The following is a 25,406-nucleotide window of genomic DNA, read 5'->3' as shown; positions in this document are numbered from 1 at the left end:
ATGAAATGTAATAAATCCAAACCAATTAATGATCACCTTTTAAGGAATTGGATTCGATGCAGAAGAAAGGCGTGGCTCGAAATTTATGGTGATAGACAAAAAAAGTTGTGGACCGCTCACAGCACACTTCAATTAAATCATCAAATCGACTGCTTTCATAATCTCTCACAAAAAAGTCATGGGATAGGAATTCAAGCTTGCAAAGAGGGGAAAAATATCGCCTATGGAGTCAGACTTAAATATCCGTTTATTAACAATAGAATTATCAAAGGAAACTTACCGATTCTAAAGAAAACATCAGGAGAAAGTATTTGGGGTAATTTTTCTTACCAACCTATTTTAGCTAGGCAAGGTAAAAAAATCACGCGAGAGCATAGATTAATATTTGCAATGCAAGGCTTATTAATAAATAATTTACAAAAATTTCAAGTCAAAAAAGGATTAATCTTACACAAAGAACATAACATTGTTAAAGTCGAGAAGATAAGATTAAGTGAAAATATGAATAAAGAATTAATCGATTCATTATTTAATCTAGAGAAAGATATCGAATCAAAAACTCCTCCACCAATAACCTCTAATAGAAAAAAATGTACAATATGCTCTTGGAGAAAAGATTGTGATGCAATATCAAGCAAAGAAAGAAGTCTGAGTGAAGTTAGCGGAGTTGGAGTAAAAAGAGAACTTTTATTAAAAAAAATTGGTATAAAAAATATAGATGATTTAGCAAGAATTAAGCATTATAAACTAAAGGAAAAGCTTGACAGATTTGGCACACAGCATGGTGATATTTCGAAACAAATTATTTTACAATCGCAATCTAAAATAAGAGACAAGGCAATCAAACTAAATCCTAATATAACACTCAGTAATTTAAAGGAAGCAAAAGGTTTATATATTTATGATATAGAGTCTGACCCAGATATTAAACATGACTTTTTGCATGGATTTATTCGATTTCCTAAAAAAATTAACAGCGAAATCAGCTTAGAAAAAACTAAATATTCACCATTACTTAATCTTGAAAAAACCAATGAAAGTTTTCTCTGGAAAAGAATAAATAAAAAGTTAAGTCTTAATAAAGACTATCCCATTATTCATTATGGTGAAACAGAGCAAATAGCTTTGCTAAAGCTTGCATTAAGGCAAGGCGCAAGTCCTCAAGAAATTGAAGTATTAAAAAAAAGATTTATTGATATACATTTATTAGTTAGAAAATTCTGGTGCCTTCCAGTAAGAAACTATGGGCTTAAATCAATCGCAGAACTAATAGGATTCAAATGGGAGCAATCCAATACTGATGGTGCAAGAGCTCTTTTATGGTGGAGACAATGGAAAAAATCTCGTAAACACCATAATAATTACTCTAAAAATCTAAGTTCGATATTTAAATATAATCGTGATGATTGCATCGCTACTTTAATGATTGCAAAGTGGTTAATAGATCATGATTGAGAATATCTAAATAGATCAAAAAGGATTAGTAAAAGAGATTGTTTTTTTTATAGTTATGGAGTCACCATTTTCAGAAAAACAAACATCCTTATCAATAAAATTATTTTTGATTAAAGCAAGTCCATTAAAGAAGTTATCTTCAACCTTAACTGAAGAAGTAACAACTCCTATATTTTTCTTTAATCCTTCATCTTTATTAGTGCTAAAAAACTTTTTACCAATATCAAACTCATTAGATTCTCCATAAGCTTCCCAATAACGTAGTTGATATTTTAGAAATTTAGACCTAAAAACTCTTGACATTGCCTCTTGACCAAGATAGCAGCCTTTATCAAGATTTATAGTATCTGCTAATCCTAATTCATAAGGATTTGTTTCTCCATTGATCTCTCTATCAATGCTAGGTATTCCTTGTCTTATTTTCCAATTCTCCAATTCTTCTTTAGTAGCTTTTGTAAAGTTAGTTATTTCTCCTAGAATTAAATCATTATCATCAATCCATCTAAAATTTGATTCCTTCCATGATTTATTATTATTTATTTCTTGTCTTCTTCTGATTGGATCTATAACTTCTAACCTCACTTTATCAGCTGGAAATATCACTGACTCAAATCCATCTCTTATAGAATTAACTTCACCACTGATAATAAGTATCTCAGCCATATTATTTGAAAGTCGAATTTCCAATACAGCTTTTAAAGATCCTTTAGTCGATAGCCAACAACTCATGAATATTTGGTCTAATTCTTTCTTTGCAAAAACATCTGCAGTCGTTTGACCATGCAGAAAAGCAAAAGCACCCTCCCCTTTTAGAAGTAATGCAGGGAATTTCTCGTCCCAAATCAATGATTTAGTTTCTGCCATTACAAGCTTTTAGCTCTTCCAACAATCTCTTTTAAAAAGAAAAGACTATTTAAATTTAAATCAGCTTTGGCCATGGCATCTGCACCACCTTCTTCTCTATCGACTATTGCTAATACTTGCTTAACAAAATAACCTTGACTTCTAAGTTTTTCAACAGCTTTTAAAGAGGAACCACCAGTAGTCACAACATCCTCCAGGACAGTAATCAGAGAACCCTTTGGAGGCAAAGGGCCCTCAAGCCATGCTCCGGTACCATGTCCTTTGGCTTCTTTCCTTACTATTAAACCGCTTAACTCAATACCTGATTGGGCTGCCAACATCACAACGCCACTAACAAGAGGGTCCGCGCCCAAAGTCAATCCAGCTACGCCACTATCACCTTGATTTATTTGTTTGAGGAATAGTGAACTTATCGACAAGAGACCTAGACCAGAGAGAGAGACCGGCTTGCAATTGACATAATGAGAACTTTTTTTCCCGGAAGCCAAAGAAAAATCTCCAAACCTATAAGCTTTTTGAGCCAATAATGTTAAGAGATTTTCTCTTTCGCCATCTAATGAAGGATTCAATGGGGTCATATCTTTGTATGCAAGTTTAATTATTAAACATCTTGGTGGGATTGGATATATATTTACTTTAGGCAAACAAATTAACTATTATCAAAAAAAGTTTTTGTTCTGCTTTTTTGGGGGTGTAGCAATCTGGTGAATGCAGCGAACTCATAATTCGCCTTAGGCGAGTTCGATCCTCGCCACCCCCATAGAAATTTATTGATGAGTTTATTACTTCTTTTTATATTGCTTGTAATACCTGCATTTTTTAATGCAGGTCAATTTGCTATTTTGCGACTTCGTTCAACCAAGGTTCAAAGACTGATAGATGATGGACTACCAGGATCCAATTCCATAATTCGTCTGCAGAAAAGGCTTAGAAGAACCCTATTAATAGCAGAGTTAGGAATAACTATTTCATTAATTTCAATTGGTTGGATCTGTAAAAATTTAGCATCTCAATGGTGGGGAAATAATGCTTCAATTAACTATTTTTTAGATCTAGGACTTTTTATTACTGTTGTACTTTTGGCAACTCTTATATCAGGTCTTCTGCCAAAAGCACTTGTTCTTAATCAACCAGAGAATTCTGCTCTAAAATTATCACCTTTAATTGAAGCAGCAATAAAATGGATGTCTCCATTCCTTTCTTTGCTAGAAGGACTTGCTTTACTAATTCTTAGATTGTTTGGACTCAATACTGAATCAGAAAGTCTTACAACAGCTGCATTCTCTGCAGGAGAATTAGAAAAATTAATTGAAACTGGTGGCGTAACAGGATTAAAACCTGACGAAAGAAACATACTTGAAGGTGTATTTGCTTTAAGAGACACCCAAGTCAGAGAGGTAATGGTTCCCAGGTCAGGAATGGTTACTCTTCCGAAGGAGGTTTCCTTCTCACAAATGATGGAAGAAGTTCATAAAACTCGTCATGCAAGATACTTAGTAATTGATGATTCACTCGATAATGTGCTTGGAGTTTTAGACTTAAGGCAACTTGCTGATCCAATAGCTAAAGGGGAAATGCAAGCGAACTCTTCTTTAAAGCCTTATATAAAACCAGTTATTCGTGTTTTAGAAACTTCTACTTTGGCCGAATTACTACCCCTAATAAAACATGGGAACCCACTCCTATTGGTAGTTGATGAATATGGAGGAACTGAAGGATTAATAACATCAGCAGACTTAACAGGTGAAATCGTTGGTGATGAAATTCAATTTGATAATAAAGAATCTGAGCTAAAACCTATTGATGACTTGAAAAAAATCTGGATTACTTCTGGTGAAATAGAAGTAATAGAACTAAATAGAGAGCTTAAATTAGAATTACCAGAAGCAGATGATCATTACACTCTTGCAGGATTTGTTTTAGAAAAGCTGCAAGAAATTCCCAACTCAGGTGAAACTTTCGTTCATAATGAAATTGTATTTGAAATTATCTCCATGAAAGGTCCAAGAATAAACAAAGTCAAAATTATCCTTCCTAAATAATAATTAACTAGAAAGTAAGCATGAAAAAACTAACCAATATGAACGAAAATATTATTCCTGTAAAAGTTGGGGTAATTGGCATTGGAAATATGGGTTGGCACCATGCGAGAGTACTTAGTCTTTTAAAAGATGCTGAGTTAGTAGGAGTTGCAGATTTAGACAAAGAAAGAGGGAAGCTAGCTATGGAACAATTTAATTGTAATTGGTATAAAAATTACAAGGACTTATTACATAAAGTAGAGGCTGTATGTGTTGCTGTACCTACGTTGTTTCACCATGAAGTAGGCCTAGAATGCTTAAACTCTGGCAAACACGTGCTAATTGAAAAACCGATAGCAGCCAATCAAGAAGAAGCGTCATCATTGATTAATGCATCAAACAATGCAAAAAAGTTATTACAAGTTGGCCACATAGAGAGATTTAATCCAGCTTTTAGAGAATTAACAAAAGTAGTTGCCAATGAAGAGGTTGTAGTCCTTGAAGCCAGAAGGCATAGCCCTCACCCAGAAAGAGCAAATGATGTTTCAGTCGTATTGGACTTAATGATTCACGATATTGATTTAGTTATTGAACTTGCAAATTCAAAAGTGATTAGGCTGGCTGCAGTTGGAGGATGTAGTGAAGATGGACCGATGGATTACGTTAACGCGACACTCGGATTTCAAAATGGGGTGATTGCAAGTCTGACTGCAAGCAAAATGAGTCACAAGAAAATCAGAAGCTTGAGCGCTCATTGCAAACAAAGTCTTATTGAAACAGATTTCCTAAACCACAATATTCACATACACAGAAAGGCCCATGAATGGTACTCAGCTGATCATGGAGAATTACTTTATAGAAACGATGGTTTTATTGAAGAAGTTAGTACAACATCAATTGAGCCATTGTATGCAGAATTGGAGCATTTCTTACAATGTGTTAGAGGTAAAGAGAAACCTGCCGTCGGGGGGCTTCAAGCCTCTAGAGCACTGCATCTGGCTGATTTAATCGAAAAAGCAGTTTCAATGCCAAGTGAAGACATTCAGCTGGGAGAAGGAATTTAAATTAGCTAGATGAAATATTCAAAAAAAAAACTCTTCCCCGATGTTTTACTTCGAGCAAAAGTTTTATTTTGTTAAGAACCTTGAATTGATTACTTAAATTTTAAGAAATCAGAAGAAAAACTTCTTTGTTAACGAAAGCCAACTGCCGCTTGCCAAACAAAAACAAGCAGAAAGAAGAAAAGAGGTATCAGCGGAAGTACATCCACTGTTGGTGCAAAAGCCTGGTAAGCAACCGGAAGTTCAGCTAGTAAGTCGAGATTAATCAGTGCCATCCCTAAAAATAATGGACGTATTAAGCACGCACGCTACCACGTATGACGCGCTTTAGAGTCACTCTGCCACGGAGCGAAATCCTCTGAAAAACAACCATCAATAATTGCTTGCCTCATAGCACCTGTAAAACGGATCAAATGCGTGAGATTGTGCACACTCAAAAGTGTAAGACCAAGTAATTCTTTGTTGCGAATTAAATGATGAATATATGCCCTTGTATACCCACTGCAAGCCTCACAATTGCATGATGAATCTAATGGTCTGAAATCATCTTTAAAACGAGAATTTCTTAAATTCAATGTATCCCCACCAACCAATGCGCTCCCATGCCTCCCCAAACGAGTGGGAATCACACAATCAAACAGATCCACACCATTAGCTACTGCTATGGCCATTTCCCTTAAGGTTCCAATTCCCATTAAGTATCTAGGTCGATCAAGAGGTAACAAAGGACAGGTTTCTCGAACAATTTTGTGTATTTGATTAATTGGTTCACCTACACTTACTCCTCCAATAGCAATTCCCGGCAAATCGAACTCTGAAACAATTTTCGCACTCAATTCCCTCAAATGAGTGAAACATCCACCTTGAACAATACCAAATACTGCTTGATCATCTTTGGTATGAGCATCGAGACATCTCTCCAACCAGTGATGAGTCCTGTTACAAGCCTCCTCAACGTCTGATTCACTAGAAGGGTATGGAGGGCATTGATCAAAAGCCATTGCCACATCAGAGCCTAAAGCCATTTGTATTTGAATAGCTTTTTCAGGTGTCAAAAAAATATGTTTACCATCTCTGGGACTTTGAAACGAAACCCCTTGATCATCAATTTTATTCAACTTTGCCAAACTAAATACTTGAAAACCTCCTGAGTCAGTAAGTATTGGCTTGCTCCACCTCATAAATTTATGTAGTCCACCTGCATCTTGAACAATCTTTTCTCCAGGCTGCAGATGGAGATGAAAAGTATTTGCAAGAATCATCTCTGCTCCTGTCATCTTTAGCTGCTCAGATGAAACGCCCTTTACTGTCCCTAAAGTCCCTACTGGCATAAATCTAGGAGTATTTACAATTCCGTTTGGAGTTTTAAAAGAACAAACACGGGCCAATGTCTTTTTACATCTGCTTTTTATTTCAAAATCAAAGAAGGGCTTTTTCAATTATTCCTAAATAAGCAATTACTTAAATTAGTTATATAACTAATTTAGAACGTAAGAAACAGTTGAGGTTGTAATTCTGATTTTTAAGAACTGGCTAGGGGACCTTGCAGGTGCATGGGTTTTTTACACAATTTTGCCTCAATGCCCAATAGTTAAGCCAAGCTTCAAAAGAATTACTCGTTTTGCCCCTTTAGTAGGAGTTTTCATTGGCTTTTTACAATCGCTTTCTTGGCTTTTATTGAATTACCTTAATTGGCCGATTACTTCTATCGCATTGGTATCTATTGCAATCAGCATCGTCATCACTGGTGGCCTTCATATGGACGGTCTAATGGATACAGCTGATGGGATTGGAGCAGGTCCATCAAAGAGAATTGAGGCAATGAAAGATAGCAGAGTAGGTGCAATAGGTGTACAAAGTTTAGTTATCATTTTGATCCTTCAAATAGCAGCAATAATCAAACTTGGATTTTATGCTCCCTTTGCCTTCCCTATGGCTGCCTTTTGGGGAAGACTCTCACAACTTTTTGCAATTGAAAACTATGAATACATTTCTAATAAAGAATCAAAATCCATTCATCATGAACACTGGAAAGGCCTCTCTAAAGAAATAACACCATCAGTAATTGTAGTTTTTGCTGGAATAATGCTTTTCTTAACTTTAACTAACTTAAACATATCTAATACTTATTTATTGATATATTGTATATTTTCGGGTTTAATTTCTTCCGTATCAATACCAAGTTTAATAAATAGATATTTAGGAGGTCATTGTGGAGACAGCTTTGGAGCAAGTTTAGTGATAACAGAGACAACTAATTTACTGTTATTAAGTATCATTTTGGTTCCAAATTAAATACAAAAGCATTCCCTGATTCAGGTAAAGAGTTTTTAAATTTCTTCGGATTAACAACTAATTTCAAATCTCCACCTAATTGGAGAGCCAAATCTCTAGCAAGAGCAAGACCTATTCCACTACCTGACATTTTCGAACCACTTGCACCCCTAAAACCTTTCTCAAAAATCTTCTCTCTTTCTTCTTCAATTATAGGGATGCCCTCATCCCAAATGCATATTCCCCCGTCAGCCACTTCAATACCTATGGATGATTTAGGAGGACTATAACGAAATGCATTTTCCAGAAGGTTCGCGACTATTTCGGCAATGACCCCTTCTGAAATTGATCTTGATTCCATCCACTCTGGCCACTCTGAAGGACTAAACCATTCTCTTCCTTGTAGATTTGCTCTTGCCTTTGCTCTCTCTATCAATGGCTCTATCAAGCTTTTTACACTTATCAAAGTCTCAGTTGGCAAGAGCGGAGGCAAAAGCAATCTGTTTGATCCATCATCAGCTTGAGGTAATTTGACTTGACTTAGCTGATCAAGCGCAGAGAGGTATTTATTAACCTGCGCTTGCTCAGTCATAAGACCTTTTACAAGATTCTCATGCTCACTTTCAGGTCCAATTTTTCTCAAAAGCAGTTTTGCATAAGTCCCTAGGGCAGCCAATGGATTCCTGAGTTGATGAACCATTAAAGATATCTGTTCCTTTTGATCATCTAATTGATCTAATAATCTTTTTCTCTCAAGCTCCGATGAAAGAGCGTTAGCCAATAAAATTGACATAGATTGCAATCGCTGATCTAGAGACTCGGGCCATTCTTCAACAGAATCAATTCTCTCAGCACGAATAACGCCTAACAATATCGAACCTTCTTGTAACGGGTACCATCTTCTATTAGATGAAGGCGTTCTAAGGGCAGTGTCAGTTTCTACTGGCTGTAAAACTTTTTCAGACTTCGGCCACTGACCAACAACCTCCAATGTTGGGGATCCAGTGTCTCCAGATCTTGCTACATAAACAACAACATGCTCAAGCTCCGGATCAGCTTGATAGTTCATCAACTGCTGCTGAACAAAATTTAAAAACCTTTCTGAATACTGCATTGAGCTCATTGTGCAATCTTAGACAAAGGAAACGAAGTACTCAAAAACTTGAAAAATTTGAAAAAAGTATTAAGATGTTAATAAAGATTTTAGATCAATTGTAAGGAGGCTATCTCAAATCTAATTCAAAAGTGAGCACTTTGAGTGACTTTGAGGCTATTGCAGAGATTGATGGGTAACCTCTGTAGTCAACTTTTGTGAATTTGAGAAAAACTCCATATCAGTTTCAACTTTTTTCAAATGACTCTTGTTTTAGCAAGAGTGAATAAAAAAGTCTCTAACATTCTCCCCCACGTACAAAGCTTGGTTTTTCATGTCAAAGAAGCGTAAAAGAATTAGCAGACGCAGACTCGCAGGTCAGCGAGTCATGTCCCATGTTCCTATTTATCATTTAGGAACTGGTCAACATAAGCCTGTAACCGCGGCGAGACGCTTCATAGCTGAAGAAGGCTTATTTGCACCCGCCATATTAAATGTGCGTCGCAATGAACACACTACTGATCGCTTCTTCTGGGGAGAGAAAGGTTTGTTTAGTGCTCAATATGCTGAAGAGAATCACTTTCTTTTTCCTTCGCTAAGAGTTATTGTTGAATTTCTTGGTGAGGACAAAATTTTTGCTGGTTTAGAACTTACAGCAGATGATTGGGAAGAGATTGAAGAGTACGAATACGCTTTTGTTTAGATTAAAAATTTTTCTTTAATTGTTCTTCGGCAATGATCAATTGGATCATTGCTTATTTCATGACCTCCATCAAAAAAATACAACTCTGATTTAGCTCCATTTTTTAACAAAATATCAAAGCTTTTTTGAGAAGCTGCTTTAGGCACTACTTGATCAATATTTCCATGGTAAAGAAAAATTGGTGGCATATCTTTTAAAGGTTTCCACTCCGGATGTGGATATGAGGAAAATGCAAAAACAGCCTGAAATTTAATTCTCGTAGCAACCTCTAACGCCATTGCTCCCCCCTGAGAAAACCCCAATAACAATGTTTTGTTTAAAGGTATGTGTTTAAAGCAAAGATTATTTAGTCTCTTTTCAAGATCCAATACTGCATTTGGAACCTCCTCCCATTTATGAGGATATAAGGGATACCATTGCATCCCTGCTCCACTTGGATGAGGTTGAGGGGCAGAGAAAGAAACAATTTCAAAACGATCTGTTAACCCTTCGGTTAGCAATTTACCGACTGACAACAAATCATGTGCATCTGCTCCCCAACCATGCAGTAAAACGATTCTATTTGTTGCGGATTCAGAATTTAATGAGAGAACTTCAGTCATCTTGAATGCAATATCACTCTTTGATGCGTAGGTTATCGATGAGAATCGATCCTAAACGATAAAGATGTCACCCATAGCTCTGCTAAGTGTCTCAGACAAAACTGGTTTAATTCCTCTAGCTAAAGCATTAGTTAATGAATTGGGATTCAAAATTATTTCAAGTGGCGGGACTGCAAAATTACTTGAGAGTGAGAATCTTCCCGTAACAAGGGTGGCAGATTACACAGGATTTCCAGAAATTCTGGGAGGGAGAGTGAAAACACTAAACCCAAAGATTCATGGTGGAATATTGGCTAGAAGAGATAAAAAATCTCATTTGGATGATTTACATAAACAAAACATAAATCCAATAGATTTGGTGGTTGTCAACTTGTATCCTTTCGAGAAAACTATTTCAAAAGAAAATGTTTTATGGGATGAAGCTATTGAGAATATTGATATTGGAGGCCCAACACTGATCAGAGCAGCAGCAAAAAACCACCAAGATGTTCTTGTAGTAACGAATCCACATCAATACCAGGGATTAATAGATGCATATAAATCAAAAGCCATAACTGATGAATTACGAAAAAAATATTCACAACAAGCTTTTGAGCATACAGCCATTTATGACCTAACTATAAGTAAATGGATTGCTAAAAATATCTCTTACAAAAAAGCCTCTTGGTTACAAGGCTTACCATTAAAACAAGAACTTAGATATGGAGAAAATCCACATCAAAAAGCCTCATGGTATGGAGAACCTAAGAAAGGATGGAGTGGCGCCAATCAATTACAAGGCAAAGAATTAAGTACAAATAATCTTCTAGACTTAGAGGCTGCATTAGCTACTCTTCGTGAATTTGGATATGAAAACACTTTTAAAAGTGATTCATATCAAAAGGCAGCAGTGGTAATAAAGCACACAAATCCTTGTGGAGTCGCTATTGGAGATACTCCATATTTAGCTCTCAAAAAAGCATTAGATGGCGATAGAGTTAGTGCGTTTGGTGGAATTATTGCTATCAATTGTCCTTTCGATAAAGCTGCAGCCAAAGAGCTCGAAAATATATTTATTGAATGTGTTGTGGCTCCATACTTTGATGACAATGCAAAGGAAATACTATCAAAAAAGAAAAATCTAAGGCTCTTAGAGTTAAAACCTGAGTCTATTCAAAAAGCATCTAAACACCATATCAGAAGCATACTCGGTGGTTTATTAATACAGGATTTAGATGAACCAAATACTGATCAAAAAGAATGGAAAAATGTTACAAAGCTAGTACCAAACCAAGAAGAAATAAATGACTTATCCTTCGCATGGAAAATTGTAAAACATGTACGATCTAATGCTATAGCTGTCGCACACAATAAACAAAGCTTAGGAATTGGAGCAGGCCAAATGAATAGAATAGGTTCGGCAAAACTTGCTTTAGAAGCTGCTGGAAGTAAATCAAAAGGTGCGGTCTTAGCTAGCGATGGTTTTTTCCCATTCGACGATACTGTAAAAATGGCAGCTGATTACGGTATTAGCTCAATTATTCAACCCGGAGGAAGTATTAGAGACGAAGATTCAATAAAAGCTTGCAATGAATTAGGTATAAAAATGGTAATAACTGGCAAAAGACATTTTCTACATTAATATTATTTCAAGTTTACTTTTTAAATTATATATTTATTTTGAGCTTTTAATTTAATCTCAATTATGTACCTTTTGGATAATAAGTTATTTTATTTGATTTCCTAAAAAGTGATAGCCTGCCTGGACCAGCACATAAAAAATAAAATGATATTGCTGCGTAAATAGCTGACAATTCAAATATATAATTGTGATTCTCTACAACCGCAAAAGGAAATCCTTCTAAACCAGTGTCTATAAAGTGGAAATACAAAGCAAATACCATTGTTGACAGAAGACCCAAGGAGGATAATCTTGCCAATACTCCAGTTGCCAAACCTATAGGGCAAACTATTTGAGTTACAGCAGCCATATAAGTCCAAATCACAGGGTCGCCAGGAAGAAAACTGAAATATTTGCCTACTACAAATTCAGCGAATCCACCTGGATCATTTAATTTTTCCAAACCGTGATGAACCATCATCAAACTAAAAATAACTCTAAGAACTAATATGGATAGTTCTCCAAAAATATTTACTTCCCCTTCGGGGCTCTGAACAACGACTTCTACTTTTTGTGAATCAGGATCTTTAAGATTAGATTTGTTAGCTTGAGTCATCTTCCACTAAAAACTAAATCTATCCTACGAGAGATTGGGACAAAATTGTGTTTTTTTCTTATCAAAAATTTTCGCTTAATTTCATTAGCTTGTGAATAACATCTTCAACCACTCTGTCAGGAGTTGAAGCCCCAGAGGTAATGCCTACACTAATATTTCCCTGTTGAAGAAAAGTTGCCTCAGTTAACAATTCACCTCCTTCTAGTGGCATATGGGTAATGGTATTAGTTTCTTCACCAATTCGCTCTGGAGTATCAATATGAAAAGAACGTATTCCACGACTTATTGCGATTTCTTGAAGATGAGTTGTATTAGAAGAATTAAATCCTCCAATTACAACCATAAGGTCTAAAGGTTCATCAACAAGAGAAAACATTGCTCCTTGCCTTTCTTCAGTAGCATCACAGATGGTATTAATAGCTAAAAAATGTTCATTCAATTGGGCTGGGCCAAATCTTTTCAACATTGTTTTCTCAAACAATCTTCCAATTTCCTCAGTTTCGCTTTTTAACATTGTGGTCTGATTAGCAACTCCAACTTTTTGCAAATCCTTATCCGGGTCAAAGCCTGCTGAAGATGCTTTTGAAAATCGATTTAAAAAATCTTCTCTATTACCCTTGCCTAAAATATAGTCTGCAACGTATTTCGCCTCTTCAAGGTCGAATAGCACTAGATAAGTCCCTGCAAAAGAGCTGGTAGCTAAAGTTTCTTCATGTTTATATTTGCCATGAATAATTGATGTAAAAGTATGTTTTTTATGCTTTTCAACTGTGTGCCAAACTTTTGAGACCCATGGGCAAGTCGTATCAATGATATGACAACCTCGATCATGTAATAGTTGCATATCTTGCACAGTTGCCCCAAATGCAGGAAGAATGACAACATCTCCATCTTTAACTCCGGAAAAATCTTTAATCCCTTTCTCTTCCGCTATGAAAAGAACATTCATTTTCCTTAAATGATCATTCACAGAGGGGTTATGAATGATTTCGTTAGTTATCCATATTCGTTCATTGGGGTAATGTTTCCTTGTCTCATAAGCCATTGCAACTGATCTTTCTACTCCCCAACAAAATCCAAACGCTTCCGCAAGTTTTACTTTTAATCTTCCATGCTCCAAAAGATTTCCATTTTCTCTAATCGATCCAATCAATCCACTTTGATAGGCTTCAGCAAGGGCTTGTGCTCGCTTATTTGCTGAACCAAATCCTCTTCGGTTATATCTATCTGATTTATGAAGAGTTTGCTTAAAGGCTTGAGTATCCATTTCAATTAAATAATAAAAAACAAATGGATAGAAATCTCATAACTATTAAACCACACTAAAAAAGCCCGGATATATTCCGGGCTTTTTTAGATTTAATGTAAGACAATTAAACAAGGAAACTAGCTAGAGGCAAAGTCAGGATAAGCCTCCATTCCATGCTCTCCAATATCTAGGCCCTGTATCTCTTCTGCTTCGCTAACCCTGATACCTCCAAAGAAGCCACCAATAATTTGCCAAGCAAGCCAACATGTAACAACAGTCCAGATACCATAAGCAGCTGCACCTAGTGCTTGAATTAAGAATTGGTTAATTCCTCCTCCATTGAGAAGACCAATTCCTGCAGCACCTGGGTCCATTCCATCAACGCCCCAAAGGCCGATAACAACAGTTCCCCAAACGCCGCAAACACCATGAACGGAGAAAGCACCAACTGGATCATCAATACCTGCCGAATCTAAAGCAGCTACTGAAATAACGACGATAATTCCACCAACTGCACCAGCAAGCCAAGATCCAGCAAAAGTCATGTTGCCACATCCAGCAGTGATACTAACTAACCCAGCAAGAATGCCGTTTATGATCATAGTTAGGTCTGGCTTACCAGAGGTAATCGTAGAGAATACAGTCGCTGCAATTGCGCCACCAGCTGCTGCTAAAGTTGTTGTTACTGCAACATAAGCAACATATTGATCCATAGCCAATTCAGAGCCTGGATTAAATCCATACCAACCTATCCAAAGGATTAGCGCTCCCAAAGTAGCTATAGCCATGTTGTGACCAGGCATGGCTTGAGCTTTGCCATCAACGAATTTACCAATACGAGGTCCGAGAAGCATTGCCCCAACAAGTCCTGCCCAACCTCCAACAGAGTGAACAATAGAAGAACCTGCGAAATCAATAAAACCAAGTTGAGATAGCCAACCACCATTCCACTGCCAGCTCCCAGCAATTGGATAAATAAAAGCAGTCAAAACTAGGGAGAAAACAACAAACTCACCAAACTTGACTCTTTCAGCTACCAGTCCAGAAACGATCGTTGCAGCGGTACCTGCAAAAGCAGCTTGAAAAAGGAAATCAACTGCTGGAACAAGTTGAGAACAATCTTCCTCAAGGCCAGCGGCGCAAGCTAATGCCCCAGAAGGATCAGGGTCAACAAAAAGGCCATTAAAATAAAGCCAACCGTCAACTACTGAGCCGCCATACATTAGAGAATATCCAACAACCCAATATGCTGTTACGGCTAAAGCAAAGACAAATAAGTTTTTAGCAAGAATGTTCACCGCATTTTTTTGACGGCACATACCTGCTTCAACCATGGCAAATCCTGCGTTCATAAAAATAACGAGGATAGTTGCCACAAACAGCCAAAGGTTATCTGCCAAGAAAGAAGCGGCCTGAGCCCCAGATAAATCCCCTAGGCTAACTTCTGCACGGGCAGAGAAAGTGAACACTCCTAAACCAAAGAGTGCCAAAGGAACTGTGGCTAGCCAGGTCAATGATTGACTTCGTCTTAAGCCTCGAATACTTCTTAAAAGAAGCATTGGACCATTCAAAAGATTTACGTCTTGAAGACGAGAATTAGTTCGCCTTGGTGGCGATTGCAAAGCAGTGGTCATAAATGATGGTTACTGCGAAGAAAGAAATGGATAGTTAATCCAAAAGTTATACATTTATGAATATGCACGCAAAACCGGAACTAAAGATGTAGGTGTTGATACAGAAAAAGACTTTGATATTTAGAAAGAGTATTAACTATTACATTTTCCTATGTTCATTAAATAACTTTCGCTTCTCAAATAAAAAAAATAAAACAGGCTAAGGGCTCTCAATAATATGAATGCATTTAAAAGGTTCTATTGAAAACTCCTAAAAGGCTTCACCCCCTCCCATGTGATGTGATCATTGAAGAAACCAAACGAGCATGGAATCACCTCTATCCCATTAGACAAGGCCTCTCTAAAAAGATCACCATATTGTGGATCAGCGGAATCGGCAGGTGCAAAAATATCCATATCTGACCTGCTAATACAAGGAATTAATACTGCTCTCGATTCAGGGCAAACACCAATCAACTCCCTCAGATGTTTTTGGCCTCTTGAAGTTACAGTATCAGGAAATAAAGCTAATGAATCATCACACCATGTTGTGTTTTTAACCTCTACGTAAATTTTCCTATTATCTAAATTGCTGGATTTTGGCTCAAGCAATAAATCGATTCGACTTTTACCTTCTAAACCATATTTAACTTCAGGCTTGATATTGGCTATCAAACCCAATTCCTTCTCTAAGTAATCGGCCTCAATCAAAGTCCTAATTAATTTATTAGGCAAAGATGTATTGATACCAACCCAGCATTTCCTCTCCTTATTACGGCTTGGTACCTCAGCTTGCTCCCAAGACCAATCTAATTTACGTTTAGGTGAAGGAGAATACCTAAGCCTGACTCGACCACCCGGCCACAAAACCCCCTTCATTGGTCCTGTGTTTGCACAATGGGCAGTTACAACTTCTCCATCATCCAACTCAATATCCGCCATAAATCTCTTATATCTCTTAATTAAAACTCCCTCTACAAGAGGTAGAAACTCAATAATTGGTTTTCCAGTTTGTATCACTTAATGAACATCCTAATAAAACAAGAACTACAAAATATTTTAAACAAAACAGTTTCTTATCCTCAAATATAACATGTCTAAATCAATAAAAGAAATTGCCTTCGTCGTCAGCCTAGGGACTTTATTGAGCAAATTTGGAGGCATGGTAAGGCAATTAGTTATTGCTGGTGCTTTTGGGATCAATGCAGCATATGATGCCTATAGTTATGCTTACATTATACCTGGTTTTTTCTTAGTTCTTTTAGGAGGTGTTAACGGACCATTGCATAACTCAATGGTTAGCCTATTAGCAGAGAAAAACAAAGTTGATAGTAAATTATTTATCAATTCAATTAATAATATTTTGTCGCTAATATTATTAGTAATTAGTTTATTTATTTTCATTTCTTCTGATCTATTAATTAATCTAGTTGGACCAAATTTAACCCCAGAAATAAAAGAAATAGCATCCTCACAATTAAAAATAATGTCTCCGATAATCTTCATATCTGGATTAATAGGCATAGGATTTGGATCATTAAATGCCAAAAAAGAATTTTTCATTCCCTCTATAGCCCCACTAATTTCAAGTCTAATGATCATAATTTCGATATCAATCTTTTGGATAAGCAAAGAAAACATCACGGATATATCTCAATCAGATCTAACAGGAGGAATGATTCTCGCCAAGGCAACATTAATAGGAGCTCTAACACAATATTTAATTCAAATACCCTTCTTAATTAAAAAAGGTATATTTGCAATAAGTTTTTCAATCAAATCAAAATATTCCGAAATAAAAAGAGCATGGAGAATGATTGCTCCTGCTTCACTATCTTCAGGAATGATTCAAATTAATGTATTTACAGATTTGTTCTTCGCATCAAAAATAGTAGGCGCAGCGGCCGCACTAAGTTATGCAAACTTTTTAATACAAGCTCCTCTTGGAATATTATCAAGTACTATTTTAATACCATTATTGCCTGTTTTTGTAAGTTTAAAGGCAAGAGAAAATCATATAAAATTAATAGAAAAGATTCATCAAGGATTGACGCTTTCCATGGGCTCTATGATATTTTTAGGATCTATATTTATTTCACTTTCTACTCCAATTGTTTTATTAATATATGGAAGAGGGGCATTTAATCAAAATGCAATAGATATAGTAAGTCAACTATTAATTGCATATGGAATTGGAATGCCTTTTTATCTATCTAGAGATCTATTAGTTAGAGTTTTTTATGGCATTGAAGATGCCAAAACACCATTTAGAATTTCAACCATAGCAATATTTCTAAATTTATTTTTCGACTGGTTTTTAATAGGAGGATCAAGTCCTTGGGGTGAACTTTCACCTTTTAATCTAGGTGTAAATGGATTAGTATTCTCCACTACATTTGTCAATTTTTTTGCGTGTATCCTTTTACTGTTAAAATTAAATGAAAAATTAGACAATTTCAATTTATCTAGAATTCTCTCGGACAATCTTAAAATTATTTTAATAGGTTTTATTTGTGGACTTAGCTCATTTTTTATTTTTAAAATAATTGATTTGCCTTATGGCTTTTTATCTTTATTATTCAAAGTTTTAGTCTCTTCTGGAATAACTCTGACTATATTTAATTATCTAGCAACTATTTTTAAGATTGACCACATAAATTATTTCAATAAATTTTTAAAAGAAAAATTTATTCGTCTTTAAGAAAAACATCTTTTTCTGATCTAACTTTTAGAGGAATTTCCAAACAATTCATTTCATCAGTCTTCAGTCCACTCACTGAGAGAATTCTTGCTTCGATACCAAACTCTTGAAAAGCTATTTCCATCTCTTTAATTAATTCCTTCTCAACCTGGGCATCAGCATCAGTAACTTTACCTATAAGTCTCTCACCTAAACGACCAATTCGCTGCCTTACAACATCCCTGGCATTAGTCACTTGAATTATCAACAAGATCAATAAAGCAATTGATCAAATCTTATCTGCAATAGGGTTCTAAAATCTCTTCAAGGTCAAAAAATTGATTTGGTGGAATTAATCTTGATAATGGCAATATGGTTTTGCCTCCGCCAAGTTTCACCTGAATCCCCTCAAGACCTTTTCTAGCTGCAATATTTGCCCCTTGGTCAAAGTAAGCCTTACATTCTATAGCCAAGTCCTTTGCAAGGCCAGCATCTCCTAGATAAAGGTTCCACCCTCCAACTTGAATAAACAATCTGTCAGCTAATGAGACGGCAAGCTCATTGATTTGCGATGAATCGATAGAAGTGGTCATAAAAAGATACGGGTTTTTTACTATTATCAATAAGCTTAGATAGAAATTTGTTGCTATCTCTAATTGAAAAAATTAATGAGAAAATAACTTTTTAGCTTTCTCAATCAAATTTAAATGAATTTTCAGACAAAAATACAAACATATTTTTCTATTCTTTGGGAGTTGATCTGATATTGTTTTTTTGTGCGCCTGTAGCTCAGCGGATTAGAGCATCTGACTACGGATCAGAGGGTCGGGAGTTCGAATCTCTCCAGGCGCGTTTAAAAATATCTAAATCCTTATATAAACAGAAAATAAGAGAAAGTTTTCCCTCATTGGACTAAACATATGCTTACTATCACAACATAAATAAAAGAATAAAGTGACCATTAAATCCTCATTATTGGAATGTGATCCAAGTATTGCAAAACTAATAAACAATGAATTATCAAGACAAGAAACTCATTTAGAACTTATTGCAAGCGAGAATTTCGCCTCAAAGGCTGTAATGGAAGCCCAGGGATCAGTCCTGACAAATAAATACGCTGAAGGTCTCCCCAGCAAACGTTATTACGGAGGATGTGAACATATCGATGAGATTGAAAAGTTAGCAATAGAAAGAGCAAAAAATCTTTTCGGTGCCAAATGGGCAAATGTCCAACCGCACAGCGGAGCACAAGCAAACTTTGCAGTTTTCTTAAGCCTCCTAAAGCCTGGTGACACAATCATGGGAATGGACCTATCTCATGGAGGACACCTCACACATGGTTCACCTGTCAATGTCAGTGGTAAGTGGTTTAAGACATGCCACTACGAAGTTGATCAAAGAACCGAAATGCTTGACATGGATGCAATCAGAAAAAAAGCAATTGAAAATCAACCTAAACTAATCATTTGTGGATTCTCTGCGTATCCTCGGAAAATTGACTTCCAGGCTTTTAGATCAATAGCTGATGAGGTAAACGCTTACTTATTAGCTGATATTGCTCATATTGCAGGTTTAGTTGCAAGTGGTCTGCACCCAAACCCAATCCCATATTGTGATGTAGTTACAACAACCACTCACAAAACTCTTAGAGGCCCAAGGGGGGGACTAATTCTCTCAAAAGATGAAGAGCTTGGCAAAAAGCTTGATAAGGCAGTATTTCCAGGTACTCAAGGAGGTCCATTGGAACACGTAATAGCAGCTAAGGCTGTGGCATTCAAAGAAGCTTCTGAATCGGAATTTAAGATCTACAGCCAAAGAGTAATCTCAAATGCACAAGTTCTTTCTAATCAACTACAAAAAAGAGGTATTTCAATTGTAAGCAAAGGTACTGATAATCATATAGTTCTTCTTGACCTTAGAAGCATTGGAATGACGGGTAAAATTGCTGATCAGTTGGTTAGTGATATCAAAATAACTGCGAACAAAAATACCGTGCCTTTTGATCCCGAGTCCCCGTTTGTTACGAGTGGTCTAAGGCTAGGTTCAGCAGCCCTTACAACTAGAGGTTTTGATGAACAAGCCTTTGAAGATGTAGGCAATATCATTGCCGATAGACTGCTTAACCCGCATGATGAAGACATAAAGGAAAATTCAATCAAAAAAGTATCTGAGCTTTGTAACAAATTTCCTTTATATAGTGAAAACATCTAAAGAAATTAAGATAGACAAAAATAATTCATTTGGAGCAGAGATTTTATGCATTGGAAGTGAACTTCTTCTAGGAAACATTGTTAACACTAATTCTCAATGGATCGCAGAGCAATTAGCAATTTTAGGTATTCCACATTTTAGACAAACCGTTATTGGAGATAATCCTGCAAGATTAAAAGAAGCAATACTAGAGTCATCTAATCGATCTCAACTTTTAATCACAACTGGTGGTCTTGGACCAACACCAGATGATATTACGACAAAAATAATTGCTGATACTTTTAATACGCCCCTGGAACAAAGAAATGATATTTTAATTGAATTAAAAAACAAAATGAAGAATAAGGTTAGAAAATTATCTGAAAGTCAGAAGAAACAATCTTTTGTCCCCAAAGGAGCTAAAATTATAAATAATTATTCAGGCACAGCACCAGGTATAATATGGAGTCCTAAAAAAAATTTTACAATAGTAACTTTTCCTGGGGTACCAAGTGAATTAAAAGAAATGTGGGTAAAAGAGGCCTCAAAGTTGTTAATTAGTAATAATTTCTCAAAGGAAATTATTACTAGCAAAGTATTACATTTTGCAGGTATAAGTGAATCCCTTCTAGCAGATGAAATCCCACATTTACTTAAAGCAAGCAACCCTACTGTCGCAACTTATGCAAGCACAGGGGAAGTAAAGGTAAGAATCACAGCGAAAGGAGATAATGTTAAAGAAAATAATAAATCTATAAAACCAATTGAAGAAGAATTAACTCAAATGACTGGATTAAAATGCTTTGGTACAGACAATACGACTCTTGAAGAAGTAGTAATTAAATTATTACTTAGCAGAAAAGAAACAATTGCTGTTGCAGAATCATGTACCGGAGGTGGTATTGGCTCTAAACTCACAAAAATTCCTGGATCTTCAAAAATTTTTTATGGAGGTGTCATCGCATATAATAATTCAATCAAACAGAACATATTAGAAGTCCCTGAAGAGATAATTAATAGCTATGGAGCTGTCTCAAAGCCAGTTGTTGAAGCAATGGCGAAAGGAGTTCAAAAAAAATTCAAAGTTAACTGGGCTATATCTGTCAGTGGTATTGCAGGTCCTGCTGGTGGCAGCGAATTAAAACCAGTTGGTTTAGTCAATTTTTGTATTAAGGGTCCGAAAACCCTTATTTCATGGGAAGAAAGATTCGGATCTAATAAGACAAGAGAAGATATTCAAAAATTAAGCGTTTTAAATGCTCTTGATAGATTACGTTTATCTATAATCATGGAAAGTTAATTCCTAATTATTGTATTTGAAATTTGAGTTCTGGAACCCTCTACGACAAAGTTTGGAACTTCCATCAGGTAAAAGAACTACCTGGGGGATCAACTCAACTTTTTATTGGCCTTCATTTAATTCACGAAGTTACGAGTCCTCAAGCTTTTTCCGCTCTTGACGAAAAGAATCTTGAAGTCAAGTTTCCCAATCTCACAGTCGCAACCGTTGACCATATAGTCCCCACCTCAAATCAACAACGTCCTTTTAATGATCCTCTTGCAGAGGAAATGTTGGCAACTTTAGAAAATAACTGCAAAACTCATGGGATAAAATTTCATGGAATTGGAAGTGATTCGCAAGGTGTAGTTCATGTCATGGCTCCAGAATTAGGTTTAACGCAGCCTGGTATGACAGTAGCTTGCGGAGATTCACATACCTCAACTCATGGAGCATTTGGAGCAATCGCATTTGGCATTGGAACTAGTCAAGTTCGAGATGTTTTAGCCAGTCAAAGTTTGGCAATGAACAAACTAAAAGTAAGGAGAATATGGGTAGATGGTGCATTACAAAAGGGAGTCTATGCAAAAGACCTAATTCTTCATATTATTCGTCATCTTGGAGTTAAGGGAGGAGTTGGATTTGCATATGAATTTGCTGGACCTGCAATAGAAAAACTATCAATGGAGGGGCGAATGACTATATGCAATATGGCTATTGAAGGTGGTGCAAGATGCGGTTATATCAATCCAGATGAAACTACTTTTAGATATATCAGAGGGAAAAAACACGCACCCAAAGGTCCAGAATGGGATAAAGCTGTTTCTTGGTGGAAAAGTTTAGCTAGTGATTCAAAAGCCACATTCGACGATGAGATTCAATTAGATGGATCATCAATAGAACCCACTGTTACTTGGGGTATAACTCCTGGGCAAGGAATTTCAATCAAAGAAACAATTCCAAATCCTGAGTTGTTACCTCAAAATGAGCAACAAATCGCTAAAGACGCATGCAAATACATGAATCTAAAACCAGATGAACCCATTGAGGGGAAATCAATTGATGTTTGCTTTATAGGTAGCTGTACCAATGGAAGATTAAGTGATCTCCAAGAGGCCTCTAAAATTGTTAAGGGTCATTCAGTCGCTACAGGCATTCGAGCATTTGTCGTTCCTGGTTCTCAAAAAGTCGCTAAGGAGGCGAAAGAAAAAGGAATAGATAAAATATTTCTCAAAGCAGGTTTTGAATGGCGAGAACCAGGTTGCTCAATGTGTTTGGCGATGAACCCTGACAAACTTGAGGGAAGACAAATCAGCGCTAGTTCAAGTAATAGAAATTTCAAAGGGAGGCAAGGATCTGCAAATGGGAGAACCTTGTTAATGAGCCCTGCTATGGTTGCTGCTGCTGCAATAAATGGGAAGATTACAGATGTAAGAAATTTCCTGTAAGAGTAAAACTAAAAATAAACTTATTGAAATATGAAACAAGAGTTCCCAAAAGGTGAAATCAAATCAATACAAGGCCGTAGCTTTACAATTAGAGGCGACGATATTGATACTGACAGAATCATTCCTGCAAGATTTCTCAAATGTGTAAGTTTTTCCGCATTAGGAGAACAAGTCTTTGCGGATGATCGGAGAGAGCTAAAGGGTAATCACCCATTTGATCTTGATCATAATAAAGGAGCCAATATCCTTATTGTGAATGACAATTTTGGCTGTGGTTCCAGTCGAGAGCATGCACCTCAGGCTCTTATGAGATGGGGGATAAGATTACTTATTGGGGAAAGTTTTGCTGAAATTTTCTTTGGGAATTGTCTTGCTCTAGGTATACCTTGTCTTACAGCCACAAAAGAACAAATAGTAAAATTGCAAAACCTAGTTGAAAAAACTAGCAATCAAACTTGGAATTTTAATCTTAAGAATCTATCCATTTCTAATCAAAAAGAAACATTCAAACTTAATCTTGATGAAGGCCCCTACAATATGCTTTTTTCTGGCAAATGGGATGCGACCTCTCAACTATTAGATGAAGAAGAAAAAATAAATAAAACATTTAATAATCTGCCGTATCTAAATAATTTCAAGTTAGACGTCTAGAATATTGGTTCTACATAATTACTAAATTTGAATCCATTTAAACGAAAATATATTCCTCCTGCATCATTATTTGGATGATAGTAAATTCCAAATTCATAAGCCCTTCTATGACATAAAAGGCCTATCTTCGTATCATAATATTCCCCATAATTCTCTGAACCATTATCAATATTTAAATTAGAACTAATATCAAAAATTATAGGTCCATATATTTGTTGCATAAAACCTATATTTAATGTTTTCAAGTCAACGGCATTATCAAACTTAAATGGACTATTTCCAGATTTAAATTTCACGCCTGGCATAACAAATATTTTTGTATAATCAAGAATATTTCTCTCTAACTTCCCTAATCTAATTTCAGGACCAGCACTGAGCTTAAGAAAACTCTGTACGCTAATATCTTCATATTTAAAATAAGCTGTTTTAAGATTAGTTCTAAAAACTAATTCAGGATTAACTAAAATAGGAGATAAAAGCATCTTTCTATTCTGATCAATTTTTTTTCTATTACTCTTCCATATTTGATATTCACTGTCTAAAGAAGCAAAAAAGCTAGTTCTCCAGAGACTCTTAAGTTTAGTATTTTTAAGTTCTTCTGCTTCGTATTTAGCAGATCCAAATCGAATATTTAAATTTTGTTTCCCTTTAGCAGCTTCAAAAGAATATGTCTTATCAAAAAAACCTCCAAATGCTGATTTAATTTCAGTTTCTCCTATTGTTCCATTCCACGCTCTAGACCTATAAGTAGTAAAAACATTAAAACTCGATTCATCTAGAATTGGCAATTCAAAATATTTTCTTAAAGAGGATGAATGTCTAAGGCCACTAAAAATCCTTTTTGTATTTAGTGTACTCAGATCATTTACACTATCAAAATCCCAATCCTTATAACTTGCATTTAGTTTTATATTCAAACCAAACATATCCGAATATTTTACGTCTTTACCTTCTTGACTTTTATCACTATTGTAACTATGTGTTTTATCTAAAAGAGATCTACTAATTAGAAACTGAGGCTGAAACTCAAGTTCTAAGTTATTAGTCAAATTTATTTTATCAATTCTTCTTATTAAGACCAATCCATCACGATCTTTGCCATCAAGTATTAAACTATATTTTCTCTTTTTTTTCGTCCCTCTAAATATTCTTTTACCAATAGAAATTTTCGTTCTATTTTCTAGAATTAAATTTGTTTTAGACGTTGTAATTAGTAATTGACCTTCATTGTCTTCTTCTGCTATGACATCTATTCCCACAAAAGCAATTTGATGAGGATCTAATGGATCATTCGTAAAATCTATTCTGTTAGATTTCCAGCCACTCTCATTAATAGTTATTAAATCAGATTTAAACCTCCAATTATTAATAGACCCTTTTGATTTATCTGACAAAGTAATTTTATTTTTTGGCAATTTAATATTGCCAAAAACAAATTCTATTCCATCATTATAAGTATTTTTGAGTATATTATTAGAACTATTTTCATTTGAATTAGCATCGAATTTTAAATCATTCAAAACGTTTTGAATATCCAATATCCCGTATACATTTTTAATACTTCCTTCTTGCTTTAATAAATTATATTGAAATTCCTTACCTCTGAAATATTGCCTTCTTTTTCTAAATCTAATATTCCCCTTTGCAGTTACAATACCAGTAGTTTTATTATAACTTAGCGAATCAGATCTTAAGACCCAACCATTTATTATTGCCTTAACGTTTCCCTGAGCTAAATAAATATCCTGATCGTAATCATATTGCTTATCTGAGAAAATCTTGAGAGTTAAGAAAATATTGTCTTTTTGCTCTCCTTTTAACTTTTCTACAGGTGGGTGTTTATCAGTATCAACAGTTAAATTTTCAAGAAGATTCTCTTTCCCAAAAGCAACGTCAAAAAAATAGGCGAATGAAGCAAACCCAAGGAAACCAAGGTTTACAAAAAAGAAATATTTTCTCTTCGCCGCCAAATCATTTAAGCCGACGAAAAGATAATACTGAAAAAAG

24 protein-coding genes and 2 tRNA genes are annotated in these 25,406 nt (G+C 35.6%); 13 read left to right on the top strand and 13 right to left on the bottom strand.

Annotated elements, in window-relative coordinates; translation table 11 throughout:
* Positions 1-1,455 carry a TM0106 family RecB-like putative nuclease gene (locus AC6EI2_RS09815; RefSeq protein ID WP_498462155.1) on the top strand — a complete coding sequence of 485 codons (1,455 nt, stop codon included), beginning with the start codon at positions 1-3 and terminating at the stop codon, positions 1,453-1,455.
* A gap of 15 nt (positions 1,456-1,470) precedes the next feature.
* On the opposite strand, the gene ygfZ is transcribed toward AC6EI2_RS09815, so the two are convergent.
* Both ygfZ and pyrE read right to left on the bottom strand, forming a co-directional pair.
* Entirely contained in the window at positions 1,471-2,319 is an 849-nt protein-coding gene (gene ygfZ / locus AC6EI2_RS09810) for a CAF17-like 4Fe-4S cluster assembly/insertion protein YgfZ (RefSeq protein WP_498462154.1), read from the bottom strand.
* Positions 2,319-2,897, bottom strand: a complete 579-nt coding sequence (gene pyrE, locus AC6EI2_RS09805) for an orotate phosphoribosyltransferase (protein WP_498463484.1) — start codon at positions 2,895-2,897, stop codon at positions 2,319-2,321. Before pyrE ends, ygfZ begins: the two co-directional genes overlap by 1 nt.
* Positions 2,898-3,006: 109 nt before the next feature.
* Here pyrE and AC6EI2_RS09800 point away from each other — a divergent pair.
* From AC6EI2_RS09800 to AC6EI2_RS09790, 3 genes are all read left to right on the top strand, one after another.
* A tRNA-Ile gene (locus AC6EI2_RS09800) sits at positions 3,007-3,079 on the top strand.
* Positions 3,080-3,092: 13 nt separating this feature from the next.
* Positions 3,093-4,361 carry a hemolysin family protein gene (locus AC6EI2_RS09795; protein ID WP_498462153.1) on the top strand — a complete coding sequence of 423 codons (1,269 nt, stop codon included), beginning with the start codon at positions 3,093-3,095 and terminating at the stop codon, positions 4,359-4,361.
* A 20-nt stretch (positions 4,362-4,381) separates the two neighbouring features.
* Entirely contained in the window at positions 4,382-5,404 is a 1,023-nt protein-coding gene (locus tag AC6EI2_RS09790) for a Gfo/Idh/MocA family oxidoreductase (protein ID WP_498462152.1), read from the top strand.
* Positions 5,405-5,532: 128 nt separating this feature from the next.
* Here the strand turns inward: AC6EI2_RS09790 and AC6EI2_RS09785 are convergent, their stop codons facing one another.
* Complete coding sequence (locus AC6EI2_RS09785; RefSeq protein WP_269604438.1) at positions 5,533-5,676, bottom strand: photosystem II reaction center protein K; 144 nt, start codon at positions 5,674-5,676, stop codon at positions 5,533-5,535.
* 33 nt (positions 5,677-5,709) lie between these two features.
* Positions 5,710-6,840: a tRNA guanosine(34) transglycosylase Tgt gene (gene tgt / locus AC6EI2_RS09780; RefSeq protein ID WP_498462151.1), complete on the bottom strand. Its 1,131-nt coding sequence runs from the start codon at positions 6,838-6,840 to the stop codon at positions 5,710-5,712.
* Between the two features lie 133 nt (positions 6,841-6,973).
* On the opposite strand from tgt, the gene AC6EI2_RS09775 reads away from it, so the two are divergent.
* Positions 6,974-7,696 (top strand): adenosylcobinamide-GDP ribazoletransferase, encoded by a 723-nt coding sequence (locus AC6EI2_RS09775; protein WP_498462150.1) that lies wholly within the window; start codon positions 6,974-6,976, stop codon positions 7,694-7,696.
* Here AC6EI2_RS09775 and AC6EI2_RS09770 read toward each other — a convergent pair.
* A complete protein-coding gene (locus tag AC6EI2_RS09770) occupies positions 7,677-8,798 on the bottom strand; it encodes a sensor histidine kinase (RefSeq protein ID WP_498462149.1) in 1,122 nt (373 codons plus the stop codon). The two genes, AC6EI2_RS09775 and AC6EI2_RS09770, sit on opposite strands and share 20 nt — an antisense overlap.
* A 304-nt stretch (positions 8,799-9,102) precedes the next feature.
* Between AC6EI2_RS09770 and AC6EI2_RS09765 the strand changes: the two genes are divergently transcribed.
* Complete coding sequence (locus AC6EI2_RS09765) at positions 9,103-9,471, top strand: DUF3155 domain-containing protein (protein WP_498462148.1); 369 nt, start codon at positions 9,103-9,105, stop codon at positions 9,469-9,471.
* On the opposite strand, the gene AC6EI2_RS09760 is transcribed toward AC6EI2_RS09765, so the two are convergent.
* Positions 9,468-10,073: an alpha/beta hydrolase gene (locus AC6EI2_RS09760; RefSeq protein ID WP_498462147.1), complete on the bottom strand. Its 606-nt coding sequence runs from the start codon at positions 10,071-10,073 to the stop codon at positions 9,468-9,470. The two genes, AC6EI2_RS09765 and AC6EI2_RS09760, sit on opposite strands and share 4 nt — an antisense overlap.
* A gap of 64 nt (positions 10,074-10,137) precedes the next feature.
* On the opposite strand from AC6EI2_RS09760, the gene purH reads away from it, so the two are divergent.
* Positions 10,138-11,694, top strand: a complete 1,557-nt coding sequence (purH, locus tag AC6EI2_RS09755; protein WP_498462146.1) for a bifunctional phosphoribosylaminoimidazolecarboxamide formyltransferase/IMP cyclohydrolase — start codon at positions 10,138-10,140, stop codon at positions 11,692-11,694.
* Between the two features lie 61 nt (positions 11,695-11,755).
* Here purH and AC6EI2_RS09750 read toward each other — a convergent pair whose 3' ends face one another.
* From AC6EI2_RS09750 to sfsA, 4 genes are all read right to left on the bottom strand, one after another.
* Positions 11,756-12,289: a DoxX family protein gene (locus AC6EI2_RS09750; protein ID WP_498462145.1), complete on the bottom strand. Its 534-nt coding sequence runs from the start codon at positions 12,287-12,289 to the stop codon at positions 11,756-11,758.
* A 61-nt stretch (positions 12,290-12,350) separates the two neighbouring features.
* On the bottom strand, positions 12,351-13,556 hold the full coding sequence (locus AC6EI2_RS09745; protein WP_498462144.1) for a 4-hydroxy-3-methylbut-2-enyl diphosphate reductase: 1,206 nt from the start codon (positions 13,554-13,556) through the stop codon (positions 12,351-12,353).
* Positions 13,557-13,675: 119 nt separating this feature from the next.
* On the bottom strand, positions 13,676-15,172 hold the full coding sequence (locus AC6EI2_RS09740; RefSeq protein ID WP_498462143.1) for an ammonium transporter: 1,497 nt from the start codon (positions 15,170-15,172) through the stop codon (positions 13,676-13,678).
* Positions 15,173-15,409: 237 nt separating this feature from the next.
* Positions 15,410-16,171 carry a DNA/RNA nuclease SfsA gene (gene sfsA / locus AC6EI2_RS09735; protein ID WP_498462142.1) on the bottom strand — a complete coding sequence of 254 codons (762 nt, stop codon included), beginning with the start codon at positions 16,169-16,171 and terminating at the stop codon, positions 15,410-15,412.
* Positions 16,172-16,244: 73 nt separating this feature from the next.
* Here sfsA and murJ point away from each other — a divergent pair, with 73 nt between their 5' ends.
* On the top strand, positions 16,245-17,852 hold the full coding sequence (murJ, locus tag AC6EI2_RS09730; protein WP_498462141.1) for a murein biosynthesis integral membrane protein MurJ: 1,608 nt from the start codon (positions 16,245-16,247) through the stop codon (positions 17,850-17,852).
* Here the strand turns inward: murJ and AC6EI2_RS09725 are convergent.
* Positions 17,839-18,087 carry a cytochrome-c oxidase gene (locus AC6EI2_RS09725; protein ID WP_498462140.1) on the bottom strand — a complete coding sequence of 83 codons (249 nt, stop codon included), beginning with the start codon at positions 18,085-18,087 and terminating at the stop codon, positions 17,839-17,841. The genes murJ and AC6EI2_RS09725 overlap by 14 nt on opposite strands.
* Before the next feature lie 40 nt (positions 18,088-18,127).
* Positions 18,128-18,424 carry a DUF3181 family protein gene (locus AC6EI2_RS09720; RefSeq protein ID WP_498462139.1) on the bottom strand — a complete coding sequence of 99 codons (297 nt, stop codon included), beginning with the start codon at positions 18,422-18,424 and terminating at the stop codon, positions 18,128-18,130.
* 185 nt (positions 18,425-18,609) lie between these two features.
* On the opposite strand from AC6EI2_RS09720, the gene AC6EI2_RS09715 reads away from it, so the two are divergent.
* The 5 genes from AC6EI2_RS09715 to AC6EI2_RS09695 all read left to right on the top strand — a co-directional run bounded on the left by AC6EI2_RS09715 (position 18,610) and on the right by AC6EI2_RS09695 (position 23,399).
* Positions 18,610-18,683 (top strand) — tRNA-Arg (locus tag AC6EI2_RS09715).
* A 123-nt stretch (positions 18,684-18,806) separates the two neighbouring features.
* Entirely contained in the window at positions 18,807-20,042 is a 1,236-nt protein-coding gene (gene glyA, locus AC6EI2_RS09710) for a serine hydroxymethyltransferase (protein ID WP_498463483.1), read from the top strand.
* Complete coding sequence (locus AC6EI2_RS09705; protein ID WP_498462138.1) at positions 20,029-21,321, top strand: competence/damage-inducible protein A; 1,293 nt, start codon at positions 20,029-20,031, stop codon at positions 21,319-21,321. The genes glyA and AC6EI2_RS09705 overlap by 14 nt, the downstream gene beginning before the upstream one ends.
* Positions 21,322-21,344: 23 nt before the next feature.
* Positions 21,345-22,748: a 3-isopropylmalate dehydratase large subunit gene (gene leuC, locus AC6EI2_RS09700; protein WP_498462137.1), complete on the top strand. Its 1,404-nt coding sequence runs from the start codon at positions 21,345-21,347 to the stop codon at positions 22,746-22,748.
* A 30-nt stretch (positions 22,749-22,778) separates the two neighbouring features.
* The gene (locus AC6EI2_RS09695) at positions 22,779-23,399 is read left to right on the top strand and encodes a 3-isopropylmalate dehydratase small subunit (protein ID WP_498462136.1); all 621 of its coding nucleotides are present in this window, start codon (positions 22,779-22,781) and stop codon (positions 23,397-23,399) included.
* Here the strand turns inward: AC6EI2_RS09695 and AC6EI2_RS09690 are convergent.
* Positions 23,396-25,369, bottom strand: a complete 1,974-nt coding sequence (locus tag AC6EI2_RS09690; RefSeq protein ID WP_498462135.1) for a DUF3769 domain-containing protein — start codon at positions 25,367-25,369, stop codon at positions 23,396-23,398. The genes AC6EI2_RS09695 and AC6EI2_RS09690 overlap by 4 nt on opposite strands.
* Positions 25,370-25,406: the final 37 nt, after the last annotated feature.

The organism is Prochlorococcus sp. MIT2302 (genome assembly GCF_059772385.1).
The sequence above is the reverse complement of the archived record's forward strand: the minus strand, read 5'-3'. Positions and strand labels throughout refer to the sequence as shown.

Coding starts and splice junctions, on each gene's coding strand:
- AC6EI2_RS09790 (WP_498462152.1), top strand. CDS start 4,382: ATGAAAAAACTAACCAATATGAACGAAAATATTATTCCTGTAAAAGTT.
- AC6EI2_RS09745 (WP_498462144.1), bottom strand. CDS start 13,556: ATGGATACTCAAGCCTTTAAGCAAACTCTTCATAAATCAGATAGATAT.
- ygfZ (WP_498462154.1), bottom strand. CDS start 2,319: ATGGCAGAAACTAAATCATTGATTTGGGACGAGAAATTCCCTGCATTA.
- AC6EI2_RS09815 (WP_498462155.1), top strand. CDS start 1: ATGAAATGTAATAAATCCAAACCAATTAATGATCACCTTTTAAGGAAT.
- murJ (WP_498462141.1), top strand. CDS start 16,245: ATGTCTAAATCAATAAAAGAAATTGCCTTCGTCGTCAGCCTAGGGACT.
- purH (WP_498462146.1), top strand. CDS start 10,138: ATGTCACCCATAGCTCTGCTAAGTGTCTCAGACAAAACTGGTTTAATT.
- AC6EI2_RS09720 (WP_498462139.1), bottom strand. CDS start 18,424: ATGACCACTTCTATCGATTCATCGCAAATCAATGAGCTTGCCGTCTCA.
- AC6EI2_RS09795 (WP_498462153.1), top strand. CDS start 3,093: ATGAGTTTATTACTTCTTTTTATATTGCTTGTAATACCTGCATTTTTT.
- AC6EI2_RS09785 (WP_269604438.1), bottom strand. CDS start 5,676: ATGGCACTGATTAATCTCGACTTACTAGCTGAACTTCCGGTTGCTTAC.
- AC6EI2_RS09765 (WP_498462148.1), top strand. CDS start 9,103: ATGTCAAAGAAGCGTAAAAGAATTAGCAGACGCAGACTCGCAGGTCAG.
- AC6EI2_RS09740 (WP_498462143.1), bottom strand. CDS start 15,172: ATGACCACTGCTTTGCAATCGCCACCAAGGCGAACTAATTCTCGTCTT.
- AC6EI2_RS09770 (WP_498462149.1), bottom strand. CDS start 8,798: ATGAGCTCAATGCAGTATTCAGAAAGGTTTTTAAATTTTGTTCAGCAG.
- AC6EI2_RS09760 (WP_498462147.1), bottom strand. CDS start 10,073: ATGACTGAAGTTCTCTCATTAAATTCTGAATCCGCAACAAATAGAATC.
- AC6EI2_RS09750 (WP_498462145.1), bottom strand. CDS start 12,289: ATGACTCAAGCTAACAAATCTAATCTTAAAGATCCTGATTCACAAAAA.
- pyrE (WP_498463484.1), bottom strand. CDS start 2,897: ATGACCCCATTGAATCCTTCATTAGATGGCGAAAGAGAAAATCTCTTA.
- AC6EI2_RS09695 (WP_498462136.1), top strand. CDS start 22,779: ATGAAACAAGAGTTCCCAAAAGGTGAAATCAAATCAATACAAGGCCGT.